This is a genomic window from Rossellomorea sp. ABR4_004, assembly GCF_056159585.1.
Map to the genome: position 1 here is coordinate 651,315 of NZ_JBSWVM010000002.1, position 13,279 is coordinate 664,593.

9 protein-coding genes are annotated in these 13,279 nt (G+C 35.9%); 1 reads left to right on the forward strand and 8 read right to left on the reverse strand.

Annotation, left to right across the window (positions count from 1 at the left end; genetic code table 11):
* Positions 1 to 24: 24 nt before the first annotated feature.
* The 3 genes from ACXAF2_RS16245 to ACXAF2_RS16255 all read right to left on the reverse strand — a co-directional run bounded on the left by ACXAF2_RS16245 (position 25) and on the right by ACXAF2_RS16255 (position 5,832).
* Positions 25 to 1,071, reverse strand: a complete 1,047-nt coding sequence (locus tag ACXAF2_RS16245; RefSeq protein ID WP_475140153.1) for a 5-methylcytosine restriction system specificity protein McrC — start codon at positions 1,069 to 1,071, stop codon at positions 25 to 27.
* Complete coding sequence (locus ACXAF2_RS16250; protein ID WP_475140154.1) at positions 1,058 to 3,163, reverse strand: AAA family ATPase; 2,106 nt, start codon at positions 3,161 to 3,163, stop codon at positions 1,058 to 1,060. The genes ACXAF2_RS16245 and ACXAF2_RS16250 overlap by 14 nt, the downstream gene beginning before the upstream one ends.
* A 359-nt stretch (positions 3,164 to 3,522) precedes the next feature.
* Positions 3,523 to 5,832, reverse strand: a complete 2,310-nt coding sequence (locus ACXAF2_RS16255) for a HelD family protein (protein WP_475140156.1) — start codon at positions 5,830 to 5,832, stop codon at positions 3,523 to 3,525.
* 203 nt (positions 5,833 to 6,035) lie between these two features.
* Here ACXAF2_RS16255 and ACXAF2_RS16260 point away from each other — a divergent pair, with 203 nt between their 5' ends.
* Positions 6,036 to 6,458, forward strand: a complete 423-nt coding sequence (locus ACXAF2_RS16260; protein WP_475140157.1) for a very short patch repair endonuclease — start codon at positions 6,036 to 6,038, stop codon at positions 6,456 to 6,458.
* A 36-nt stretch (positions 6,459 to 6,494) separates the two neighbouring features.
* Here ACXAF2_RS16260 and dcm read toward each other — a convergent pair whose 3' ends face one another.
* From dcm to ACXAF2_RS16285, 5 genes are all read right to left on the reverse strand, one after another.
* Complete coding sequence (gene dcm, locus ACXAF2_RS16265) at positions 6,495 to 7,757, reverse strand: DNA (cytosine-5-)-methyltransferase (protein ID WP_475140159.1); 1,263 nt, start codon at positions 7,755 to 7,757, stop codon at positions 6,495 to 6,497.
* A gap of 212 nt (positions 7,758 to 7,969) precedes the next feature.
* Complete coding sequence (locus ACXAF2_RS16270) at positions 7,970 to 9,442, reverse strand: MutH/Sau3AI family endonuclease (protein WP_475140160.1); 1,473 nt, start codon at positions 9,440 to 9,442, stop codon at positions 7,970 to 7,972.
* 259 nt (positions 9,443 to 9,701) lie between these two features.
* Complete coding sequence (locus ACXAF2_RS16275; protein WP_475140161.1) at positions 9,702 to 10,487, reverse strand: DUF6339 family protein; 786 nt, start codon at positions 10,485 to 10,487, stop codon at positions 9,702 to 9,704.
* A 3-nt stretch (positions 10,488 to 10,490) separates the two neighbouring features.
* A complete protein-coding gene (locus tag ACXAF2_RS16280) occupies positions 10,491 to 11,336 on the reverse strand; it encodes a hypothetical protein (RefSeq protein WP_475140163.1) in 846 nt (281 codons plus the stop codon).
* The gene (locus ACXAF2_RS16285) at positions 11,326 to 13,272 is read right to left on the reverse strand and encodes a hypothetical protein (RefSeq protein WP_475140164.1); all 1,947 of its coding nucleotides are present in this window, start codon (positions 13,270 to 13,272) and stop codon (positions 11,326 to 11,328) included. Before ACXAF2_RS16285 ends, ACXAF2_RS16280 begins: the two co-directional genes overlap by 11 nt.
* Positions 13,273 to 13,279 lie beyond the last annotated feature (7 nt).

The window sequence follows — 13,279 nt, forward strand, 5'->3', positions numbered from 1 at the left end:
CATAAATAAAGAAAATTTATAAAACTATGTAAAAAATTGGTTAGCATATGCTAATAAACTTTCCTTTATGCCGATAAAATCTTGTTGTAAATCAAGAGATACGATAAAAATTTTATTACCTTTAATGTGATAAATATGGTTAGGCTGATTTAACGCAGTTGTTTTCGCGTAAAGCAGCATACCAGCAACCGTTTCATCCGGCTCTTTTTTCCAATTATTTATATATGAAAATATTTGATAAAGGTTACCGGATTTTTGTTTTGCAGCTCCACCTTCAAACCTTGCTACCATATTCTCAGTATAAAACTTTGTATCCAGAATCAATGTTTTGTTATCTTTTTGAAGTACAAGGTCTGTTTGCATAATCGGTAATGCATCGGTGAATTCATCATCAACACTCCACTGGATTTGAGGGTGGGATATATAATATTTCGTTTCACGTTTAAAAAATGCGTAGATGAACTTTTCATATAAAGATGATAATCTTTGTTCGTCTTGAACCTCTTTCATCATCTGAGATGTAGAGCTTTCATCAAATAATAATTGCTCATAAAGATATCTACACACGTCTACAATAAATTGGTAGCGAACGTTCTGGCGATTATATCTAATGTTTTTCCAAAGCTTTAAATCTAGCTCTACCTCTGATACCTCTGTAAAATAAGGCAGCAAACCGTAAAACAATCTACGCATCTTTTGACTTATTTTATTTGAGCGCGATAGGTACACAAGTGTCGCTCTAATAATTTGATTCAACAATATATTTTCAGAGAACTCATCATAAACCACTGCAACTTTCTTATTTACCAATGCATTTTTCTTTATCGTAGTATTGATATCAATTTTCCCCTTAATAACATTGGAAGTCTCTTCAACACCTATATAATCCTTACATAACCCACCGCGAATCAAAACAGGTATACCAATCGATAAAATTTCTGCGTAAAGCTCTTTGACGTTCGCAAACTTTTCTGATCCGATTTGTTTATACTCGGAAAGATTCAACGTTTGGTATGCATATGAAAGCATATAGTATATATTACGAATTGGAATATTATCATTTCGCTCCATCGTAACAGCCTCTTAGTCGTTCAGCCCAATCGTTTGCCTTCTGTTCATTATCAAACCAATACTCGAATAGCTGTGGAATGATTTCATATTCGATTACTTCCTCTACTCGATTCGCAGTATTCACATTAAAAGCATCACCTACAAAGTAACTATGCCCTATTTGAAAGCCGGTTCCTATCTCTTCAACAATTTGATTATTTAAGCTTTTAATTTCATCAATGATACGGTTTAATGCTTCTGGACTATTTAATCCGTTTACATACGACTTAAATGTCTCATTTTGGAACGCCGGTTTGATTTCAAAAAATGAAAATCTTCGTCTAAGTGCGTAGTCTAATAAAGCTAAGCTTCTATCTGCAGTATTCATCATTCCAATGATGTATAAATTCGATGGCACAGAAAACTTATCATTAGAATAAAGGAGATTGATTTGCTCGCCTCTCTTATCCGCTTCGATAAGCATCATTAATTCCCCAAATATTTTACTCATATTCCCACGATTAATTTCATCAACAATAAAGAAGTAGTCTCGTTCTGGATCTCGTGCTGCTTTTCTAGCAAACTTCACGAACGGTCCTTGTTTTAATTCAAACCCATCTCCTTCAGCTTTTGGACGGAACCCCTCAATGAAATCCTCATAACTATAGCTTTGATGGAACTGAACCATTTGAATACGTGTTTCATCTTTTTCTTCCATCATTACATGCGCCAAACGTTTGGCAATAAATGTTTTACCTACTCCCGGTGCACCTTTCAAAATAAGATTCTTTTTATTTTCAAGTAGAGAAATTAGACGTACAAGTCCCTTCTTCTCGATAAAAACTTCCGAAAGAAAATCATCCATTGTAAAGGATTCATTTTCTTGTACAGTAGGCTTAGATTCAATAAAACGAATGAAGTAGTCAATTGAACTTCCCGAAACGCCTTTATTTTTTTTGTAGGATTCATCTGATACAACGACATCTTTCAGCCTTTTTAGTTCCTCAATATCTGTTTCACCAAAAACTGAAGCATCGAAATGGTGCTCTATATCCTTTAATGCACTTACTTTTTGCGTAACTGTTTTATCATTCAAGCTAACTCCTGTATCAGTAACTTGATTGGATAACCAAGTTCGAAAATCATTTACTTCAGCAATTTTGGGATCAAAAAAATCTTCATTCATTACTTGATCAATTTCTTTAATGAAATTTGGATAGGGATTTAGACATGTTAACGTTTTTTGAGGAAAAGACTGATGAAGTTCCCACTTTCCAACTTGAACCCAATCTACTTTTCTTCTATGTTTATACTCTGATGCTTCATCATCGAAGTAGTAATCTCCTGTAACAACTCCGCGTGCGAGAACCTTCTTGATTCCCTCTTTCACATATACAACGTCACCTGTTTGAATTTCACAATAAAAATCCCACACAGCCTTTGTATCATTGACAGGACGCACCCCATCCGCTCTTTGCTCAGCTATTTTTCGTTCAACCGCTTCCTTTGAATCATAGTTTGTTAATTCCCCTAAGTTGTCCCAACCAAGTGCAATTATATTTTCTGTGTGGAACTGATCCCATAATCTCGAATATTCACCTGGTGAAATCACCCAATAATTAATACTGTTATCAATTTCATCTTCTTGATTCGCAATTTTCTTCTCTTTTTTAGGATAAGTTAAAGTAGAATTTTCATCATAATATAAAAATATTAAATATGATCGCATTAAAACACCCCAATCAGGTATTCCACCTATATTATCAGGCTTACTTCTTACGCCGCGATTATATTCATCTTCCGCATATTTTTTTCTGAATTGAATTCTTGTCTTACCAAACTCTTTTGGATATCGAGGTGTACTTTTTCCTGTTACTAACCTCTCGATATCTTCATCACTTTGCTCCGTTATTTGTTTATAGATTTTTTTATATTCCAAATATGATTGATAATTAAAGAAATTCTCCTTATAGCCTCTAGCTAATCCAAACTTTTCTAACAGGTATCCAAGTTTTTCAAGATATGGCGTGTACCACATACCTGTCTTTTCACCTAAATTTTCCGTAACCCAATTTTTATATTTTTCTTTTTGATTATTCACAACGTTATTCATAGCAAACCTCCAAAAAGGAATTTATTACCTTGAATTATAACACTTTACTGCATTCATTAACTTATTTAAAACCCTTCTATTACCTTTCTTTTAGTCGATATTCAGAAAACGCAGGGGAAATATTTAATGATAATCTAATACATGAGTAATTATAGGCTCAATACCACGTAGGTTCTTAAGATTCTTAAAAATAGACTAGTACTATTGCAGCCTATAAATAGTATGTAATTCAGAAATTAGAGTAAATAAAAATCCCACTAGTGCAGTTTTACAACTCTAGTGGGATACTTTTATTTTTTCAACACGTAACTTTCTTTCAGATATATGAGTATAAAATTCATCACTACCTTTTGCGACTCCTAAAGAATATCATCAAATTCCGATGTCACAAGAGGCCTGCCATGTACCAGACCGTCCAAAAGACTGGATGGTGTATCCTGATAAAAGACCTTAGCCTCCTGCTGGGCCCGTGTTAATAAGACATATAAAAGCCGTGCATGAAGTTCGTCATTTGGAAAACTATCCTCATTTGCGTTGACGATCAGGACAGCATCAAATTCCATTCCCTTACTATAGTAGGATGCCAGCACTGATACATATCCCTGTTTGACTTCCGTATTCGGGTCGACATAAATCGCTTCCTGTCCAAATTGGTTACTTAAATACTCGGACAGCTGTAAAGCTTTTCTCTGGTCTTTATGAATTACAGCAATCCTCTTATATTTCTTCTTCCAGCTTGTTATCGTAGAAACAATCCCTTCAAGCAGGTCTCTGCCGGAAAGAACTCTTTCTAATGTTACATCAGGACCTGAACGGTTAAGTGGTGTGATTGGGAAGAACTTGTTCTTTTCGTAGTGATTTCCCAACACCGTGTTTGCTACATCTATGATTTGTTTGGTAGAACGGTAACTGGTGTCCAGTGACAACAGCATATATTTCTTATCATTGAAAAGATTTCTCATTAAATCGTTCCAACTGTATTGCCCGTACCCCAGGAAGATTGATTGCTCCTTATCGCCGAGAATCGTTACAGTTTTTGTGATTTTCTTTAATACGGCAAAATGAATAAAGCTTAAATCCTGGGCTTCATCAATTACAATATGTGCAAACTTTTCAGGAGGATCGAACATCAGAAGATAGATATAATAGATTGGTGCTAAATCAAAGTAAGTAACCTCATCTGCTTTATAACCCTTAAAGAGTTGAGGAATATCTTTCCCAATATCTCCCCTGAAATTGTCCAGTACTTCATAAGTAAGCACTTGTTGATAGATTGAGAACGGATTCGGAAGAGCCATTGTCTGTTTCCAGGCAGCAATCTCTTTCTTGTACTCCTGTTTAAGTTTCTTTATCTTATAGTCTTTGATGGACCAGATTTGTTTCTTTAAAGCATCTAACCCAACTTCACTTAAACCACCGTTCTTCATAAAAGTATCTTTGATCATACTATGCTGATCTTCAATTTCCTGAGTTTTAATATCCAACATTCTTTTAAAGTGATTCTCGATGTGTTGTACAAATTTCTCTACCCGTTTTATAAAAGGCAAATAAGCATAGCCATCGTAAATTTCAACTATTTTCGATGACGACAACTGCTCGTCAAATATATTAATCGGCTTAAATCGATTTTCATATCCATGTTGGAATTCATTCACAAAAGTATCCAGGACCTTCATAAAAGCAATAGATCCTTTAAATTCATTAATGTCCTTTTCCTTTGTATACCCAGGTGTGAAAAGTACTTGATCAAAATAAGAATGATAATCAAGATTCACCTTACTCGGAAGGAAGGGCTTTAAATGTTGAAAGACCAACCCCTGAAAGGTAGATTGACGGATTCCATCTAAATCCAGGTCAGGAAGCATTCCCTTTGTAGAACTGATAAATAAGTTGGAAGGTCCCAGAATAAGCAATTCTTCCGGATTCAAGTTTTTATTATTGAATAAAAGATACGATAGACGATGCAGGGCAATGGATGATTTCCCGGAACCGGCAACCCCTTGAATCACAACATTTGCGTCGATGGTTTGCCTGATTGCTATATCCTGTTCTTTTTGTATTGTGGCAATAATCTCTTTTAGATAGCCGGTAGATTCACTGGATTCTAATATTTCTCTCAAAAAATCATCAGTTACAGTCAGTTGCTCACCCTTGTCTGTCATAGTTATATTCAAATCACTTTTGCTCTCTGCAACCTGTTGCAGGATTTTCAGGATTCTTCGATTTTTGATTGTAAAATCCCTTTTCTGCTGCACTTCTATGGTACTGACATGTTTCCGCCCGTCTTTATCTATCACTGTATATTTTTGTTGCGGTCTACCGGGCATGAAATTGTAATAGGTTGAAGCCATCGGCATGCGCCAGTCGAGTACGACAATTTGCTCATGTTTGTCCCTTACACCATGCTTCCCTATGTAAAATGTTTCTTTAACTCCATCTTCGACTATATCAATTCTTCCAAAATACGGCTGATTGATCGCCTCCTCCAGCTTATCCTTATCACTTTTTCCAAGCTTGTAGGATACACTATCCCCTATAAAACTTGTCTGATCTTTAAACTGCTGTTTCTTTCGGTCAAGCAATTCCCATATGTAAAAAGTATGGTCCTCCATACTTTTAATCGTAGTATCTAAATTTTTCTGTTCTTGATGAAAATGCTTTTGGTCCACTTTCATTACACCCCTGAAGATATTTAGTTAATATTCCCATTACTATAATACTATACTTCAGCAATAAATGTCAGAAGATTATAATTTATGCATGTTAAATTAAGAAGTAATTCTGCACCAAGAACATCCTATTGAACTTATATGTTTATAAATCCCCTCAGCTAGGTAGTATAAACATATACTATAATAAGGAGTTTATTTAAATGAAGAACCCTAAAACAACAGAAGAGAGAAGCAGGATTATGGGATCTATAAAAGCGGTATCGAAATTGGAAAGCATAGTGACACAAGAACTATGGAAACGAGGCTACAGGTTCAGGCGAAATGTAAAATCACTAAAGGGGACTCCTGACATTGCAATCAAGAAGTACAAACTCGTGATATTCATAGACTCCTGCTTTTGGCACTTTTGCCCCATTCATGGTAAGATACCTAAATCTCACGTCGAGTTCTGGACGGAAAAGTTGACAAGGAACCAAGTACGAGACAAAGAAGTGACTGAGTACTACGAGGAACAGGACTGGAACATTCTGCGCCTTTGGGAACATGAAATACGTGGGGAATTCGAAACCGCAATGCAAAAGATAGGTGACTTCATTGATGAAGTGAGAATGGATAAAAAATAAAGAACTCTCCTAATCAAATCAGGAGAGTTCTTTTGCTCACTGTTTATCCGTTTGAGAAAACACCAAATCAAGTTCAACCTGATTCCCATCCATGTTTTCTTTCTCGATTTCCACAATCCGTTTACCCATGCGCGCTATCAAGCCGACGACCAATGCATTCCCCATACAGAAGTATCTCATCCTGTCCGTCATACCTTCCGTCCAATCATCCGGGAATCCATTCAAGCGTTCACATTCGACCGGTGTAAGGATACGCAGCCTTTTCGTCTGTGGATCCTCCACCACATGGGAACTCCGATTGACAGTACCTTCACTCGTCAACATCGTTCTGCCAGGCTTGTCTAGAGGTTCAGGGAATGCCATGCCTCCTTCAGAAAAGACATATTTATGTCCTGTGGCTGATTTTCTTTCAATCTTTTTAGCACCTTTTAAATACTTGAACTTTTCAATGGCAGTTTCAGATAAATAATACCCCTCATCAACATCGGGCTGAAGTATTTCTTTCAAAGGGATTGGCGGCTCTTCTACAGGAGTGACTTCTTCCGTGTAAACTAAGTCGTCCCTCAAGATGCCAGCATTATAATAATTCATCGAAAATTCATCAGAAATTTCAACTAAATCCTTTTTCATGATGAATGATTGAGGTTTTTTCTTTTCTGAAATTCCTTCTTTCACAGGGAATGCTTTTGCGAAAAATCCTTGATCGTGTATCATCTGACTTTCATCGAAATCTCTCCTATTGATGACATAAGGAGATTCATTCTTTGTTGCAAAGATGAAGACCCTCCTCCTTCTCTGCGCTTGTCCATATTCAGCAGCGTTGATGACTCTCCATTCAACTGAATATCCCAAGTCCCTAAGACTCGCCAACATAATGGAAAAGTCCCTGCCCCGTTGTTTTGATGGTGACTTCAGTAATCGATCTACATTTTCAAGCAAGACATATCTAGGACTCGTCTCCCTCATCAACCGAGTAATTTCCCAAAAAAGGACACCTTTCTTACCTTGAAGCCCTTTTTCTCCATTCAGACTCCTTGCAACGGAATAATCTTGGCAAGGGAATCCACCTACAATCATATCAATATTTAGATTCTTAAAAGTATCTCCATTTACCTTGCTGATATCTTCGTTGGAATGTATTCCTTGATTCTCAAAACGACGAGCATAGCAATCAAATGCATGCTGAGCCTTCTTTGAAGGTTCCCATTGGTTACCCCATACAACACTGAATCCACCTGCCGCTTTCAGTCCGATACGGAAGCCACCCACTCCAGCAAATAATTCTATTACATTTATCATGACCGAACATCCTTTCGGTTTTTACTTAGCTTCATTATAATAAATTTCGATTGAAATATTAACTATTTTCATAGCAGAAATATAAAATTATTTGTAAGCTTTTAATATGTCTCAAACACTTATTATAACAGAATTATTGGTGGGATTTATACAGGTAGATATTGAAAAGGGAAATCAATTTTCACTTTACAGTTTAAATAGATTTAATAATGTCAGATAAACTTTGTTTCACTTAATAGCTCCACTAGAGTTTTTCCTTTCATCCATAAATTTTGGTGATACATTTCTACACCATTAATTTCCAACGGTTTTTTTGTAGAATCCGAACCTGTCCCTCTTACAAAAAAAACATTATCTTTAGCTTTAGGAAAGTTAACAGAAGTCTTATACGTGCCTGTTTTTTTATTTATTATTGGGGAACCATCTTTATTTCGGTCTATTGTTTCCTTCAATTTTTTCATATTTATTAATTCTCTGACTTCATCCCAAACCTTTCTTATATCCTTTTCAATAAGGCTATCTTCAATCATTAACCTTTTAAATCCTATAAATTTATTATCCAGCAGCTTTGAAGATGAATTGGGCTCTTCAAAGAGAATGCACAAAAATTGCTGATTGTTAAAGTAGTTGAAAACAAAAGAATCTTCAAAGCCAATATACTTATCTGTCCATTCTGTAAAATCTATTGTGAATAATTTTGTATCCTCAGTCCTGGTTCCCTTTCTTGTATGGGTGACTGTTTTTGGAATTATCCCAATCTTGTTGAATAATTCAATTTTACTTATTTTTTTTGAATTTCCACCGAACATTTTAACAACTATTTGTTCAGTAATAGACTTATGCACATCACCTTTTTTATTTGTAGAAATAGGAATCCCCAACTCCAACATAAGTTGTTTGACAGTTTTTCCTTTATACGATTCTGTTATAAACCGCAACTTTTGATCTAGTTCTTTGAATGTTGAATAACTATCTTTTAATTCCTCGAATTCTTCACCGAAATATTTTTCCACAATGGTTGAAACTGTTGTTCTTTTCAAACGGAACCTAGGTCTATTCGGCCATTTAGGCGCGATATCAATAAACATTAAGTTCTTTCTTAGTTCAGATGAAATTCTGTGGTACTCATTTTCTGGTTCTTCGTATAAATCTATTAATTTCTCTAGAAATCCCTTAACTAAATACCAATCATTTTTCAAAATTTCCTTATCTTTCTTAGAAAACTCATGAAATTGATATCCTTTAATTACAAAATTAGCATAATCTATAGCTTTCACAGTTTTATTTGAATCATAGTGATAATAGACTAATAACATGTTTTCTAATTTATGCCAAAACTTTGAAGTCTCGAAGCTCTCACTTGTTATTTTTTCTGGAGAAACAGCAGTTATGGACATCGGCTCTTTTGCTTCAAAATGATGAATACTTTTCTTTTTGGGTTTTCTAATACCCGTTGTTTTTAATTCTACATCTTTTCCATCCACTAAAAGATCGGGACTCTGATGAGAATCCGAGGGGTAACCCAATACAGACTGCTCGATTACATCTCCTGCAATACCTGTAATTTTCGGTTTAGTTTTTGCTCTATCAAAAATATCTTTTTTATCTACTTCACCTAATGTTTTACCAATAACACCATTAAATATATTTTCTAATTGTTTTTTTGTAAAAACATGTCCTGCCAAAAAAACACTCCCTTAATTGATAAACAAGCTCTTTTGTATAAGTATATTTAGTTCTCCTTGTTATATGTCTCCTTCCATCACAATGTACTTGGTATCAAAGAAGTTTTATCCACCAAAAGGAAAAAACACTTATCCACAGACACTCTTCTCATAATTGACTTGGTAAAATTCATTAAATAAGGCAAACACTCTAATTGCTCAAGTATTGACCTATCAAGAAAAACTAACAGTTAAGATAACAGAAAAAAATCCATCACATTTAAAATGTTTTCTGAGCACTCTCTGATTCCAGGATAAAATTATCCAACTTAAAGAACCTATTCAAATAAATGTCTATCATCTCTTCTACTTCTCCAACAGACAACATATCCAGTATCATCGCACCACCAACAACGTTTAAATACTTAGTAGCCTGAACAAAATGATCCCTTTTTATGGGTACTCCATTTTCTTTGAATTTAATCAATGATTTCAAAATACCCCTAGTAATATTCCCGTTTGATGTAAAATTGCTCGAAAAGAAAACTACACACCTTGCCGAGAAATCCTTTTCACAGAAGAATTCTGTCAATCTATATGGATTATTCTCATCGGATTCGTCATAAGTCATATATCCAACCCACCATAACCGTGCAAGGATATGTACAAATAAGGATCGCTTATTACCATTCTTGAAAAATAAAGATGTGTTGATCCTCTTATCATTTTCATTTTCAAAGTCTTTTTGTAATCTGTAAAATGAAAAGTCCCTTAGTTGCAGGTGTGAAAGGCCTGCCCACAGTCTTTCCTGTGTAGCTTGGGAGATGGTGAGATGTTTCAACGATTCATATATTACTTTCACATTCTCCATATCACTGATGGCAAAGTCTTCATCCAAATTCATCGATGGTTGCTCAAAAGGAATACTAGATTCAATCAATCTTCCCTCTTCACTGAAATACCCTTCAAACCATTGATGATTTTGATTGTAGTAATGCGACTTATATGCATCGAAATTGCTGCGTAAATCCATCAGGCATTCATCAGATATAAATTTTAATTTCAAGATCTAATCCTCCGTCCTGTTCAATCTTTCAATTTCTTCAAAGCTAGTCTTTAATGGATTCCTTAAAATTATCTGGGCAGCTTTAAGTGGAGAAAGTTTATCGGAACCGACATCTTCAAGGTTATGGTTATTCTCTGCAAAGATTTTCTCCAACACTTGGTACCAGATATACTCTTCCAAATCTCCACTGTGGTCTCTTACTTTAGAAAACACATAAACCAAGGCTGGAACGATCACCGTGGAAAGAATCGTGCTTTTAAGAGTGGAATGAGCACTGGATGCATATAGCTTATATTCTTTTTCTGGAAGCAGGATTGTAATGTTGTTGGAATGAAGATCTACATCCATATATTCATTCTTCAGTGATTTCGTCACTGTGACAATAGAAGGCAAGTCCAATAATTCAGTATCATCTTCAAATAGAGTAGTTTCAATAGCGTCCCCGATTGCAATGAAATTCCCTTTTTCGAAACTGATTGGAACTTCTTGATACCACTCATTTAAGTACTTATTGGTATAGTTATCGATCTTCTCATTCGCGATGATAAAAGAATGAATGGCAATCTTACCTCGTAATTGATTCGCTGGGATTGAGATTTCCATTTTGTCGTTCTTGGTTTTGAATACCCTCCTGTAGCTTGTCTGAGGACATTCAACATGAATCAAGTAAATACAAGATTCGTCTGAAATCATTCTTCTTATTGGTTCGTTATCAAGGATAAAATCAGCTGTGATACGAACCTGACCAAAAGAATCTTGGACTCCTAACTTTACGTTAAAGTTAGTACCGGTGTAATCACCATTATTCATATATAAAACTGGATATGGATAAGAGGAATTAATTTTCATAAAGCTCGACCTCCATCACGCAATAATCATAGTAATCTATCTCCACATCCACTTTGAATCCTGCATTTGCAGGGATGGATTTAATATAAACAGAATTTGAATTGATTCTCTCCACTGTCGCGCCTGAATCATCTGTAGAAGCGGCCTTGATTGGCAAATCATAATCGCTTTGTTCCCCCATCACCTTAAAGACAAGTCGTCCGCTTTCCATCGGCTTTTTGGAAGAGATTAAAAATTTATATTTTCCATTCTTCCTATCTGTGGGAACATAATTCTGCTCAATGGAAATAGGTTTTTTATTTGGCTTTCGTTCTTTCTTCTTATCCGATTCACCATCGCTATCAGGATTCAGTTCATTTTGACCACCAGGGCTTGTCGAACCACCACCTGCATTTCCTCCATCTCCACGGGCACCATCACCGTTACCACCTTCATCACCAGTAGAAGTGATTCCATATTCACCCGTGAGTTGCTCTTCCAAATCCTGTTCCTCCGAACCCTTACGTTTGCGGGTGGTTTTACGTTTTGGCTCTTCCTTTTTTTCTTTCGTAACAAGTGATTTGATTTTCGTATTCAATGATTCCGTTCTATTCACTCCGGTGTCAGAAATCAAATTTTTATTTGGGAGGAAATCACTTAGCCCCACAGCATCCATGCTATCTGTCACTTTTTCCTGGAAGTGGTCTTTCACGGACTTCCTGATGAACTTCCTTAAGTCAGTATAAATTTTATTTGCCAACTTTGGATTCTTTTCATAGCGATCGGGTGACCACTCGTTATGAGCAGGGTTTTCCATTTGTTTGAATATGTTATTCATATGACTGCCCGTTATCATGAGCAAACCGGTAAATGATATGCTTCCACTGATATTCTTTTGTTCAAATATCCTCATACCGGTCTTCCTTGTCATCAGCACCCTTCTGTTCAAATCATCCCCATTCAACAGATAAAGGGTGGCTTCGCCTTCCTCGAACTCTATCCCCTTTTTATAATTTTCAGCAGGATATTGTATTTTAATTGTTTTCTCGGATATCAATAGATTAAAATAATTCTTCAATATCCGGTTCTCTTCATTATCATCCAGGTCAAAGATAAGTTCTTGGATATTGTCTTTATTGATTTCAAAATCATTTATCCTTACAACAAGTTTCTTGTTATAAACCGTTATGAAGAAATTGAACAGAATAGACTTGATGACTTCCCTTTCCCATTCCCGGCCTGGTTCAAAAGCCGTTACATATATATCGGTCCCCGTCTCTTCCCTAACAAATCGTTCCTCTAAAAAGAGTTGGCCAGGAATCGCTTTTGATTTTTCATTATTTGTATAGTATCCATTCCCCAGGGTGATTTGTTCGTTATCCTTCTTGAACGACATGATGTTTGCAACACCGATATGTGATCCATAACCTGTCATATCTAAAGAAGAGTAAAACAATGTTCTCAACTTAGAGTTTAAGAACGGAGCCGACTTCCCGATACCGAAGCTTCCCCCGGAACTTTCACCCTTGTTGGAAGAGCCCGCTTCCTTCACTAGTGAGCTCCAAGGCGAACCCAGCTCTCCTTCTTCTGCCCCCTCCAGGCCTTTGGTATTAAAATCACTTATCCTCAGAATGTTTATTTTTTCTCTATTCAAAATGTGAAGTGCATCTTGGATAAAATCCTCACTCTTTCTGTTCCGGTCCCTCCAAGTGTCTTCACATAGCTTGAACACTTCAAGCATTTCCTGTCTATTCGGAAAGACATCCATATTTGCTGAAAAACTACTGAATTCAACAACCACCGGTTCTTCTTGATTCTTTATTGCATCTAATGAATTCTGGCAAATTTCACGTGTTAATGCATCCAAAGCATTTCCTCTGAACGTTTCCATCCCGGCATTATTGATGGAATTTATCATTCCACCTGTGGCGGCTGGAAAATTCCAAAACTTGTTCATGATGAAC

Bases quoted from the DNA above. Each gene is read 5' to 3' on its own strand.
- ACXAF2_RS16245 (WP_475140153.1), bottom strand. From the start codon at position 1,071: ATGGAGCGAAATGATAATATTCCAATTCGTAATATATACTATATGCTT.
- ACXAF2_RS16250 (WP_475140154.1), bottom strand. From the start codon at position 3,163: ATGAATAACGTTGTGAATAATCAAAAAGAAAAATATAAAAATTGGGTT.
- ACXAF2_RS16260 (WP_475140157.1), top strand. From the start codon at position 6,036: ATGAAGAACCCTAAAACAACAGAAGAGAGAAGCAGGATTATGGGATCT.
- dcm (WP_475140159.1), bottom strand. From the start codon at position 7,757: ATGATAAATGTAATAGAATTATTTGCTGGAGTGGGTGGCTTCCGTATC.
- ACXAF2_RS16280 (WP_475140163.1), bottom strand. From the start codon at position 11,336: ATGAAAATTAATTCCTCTTATCCATATCCAGTTTTATATATGAATAAT.
- ACXAF2_RS16285 (WP_475140164.1), bottom strand. From the start codon at position 13,272: ATGAACAAGTTTTGGAATTTTCCAGCCGCCACAGGTGGAATGATAAAT.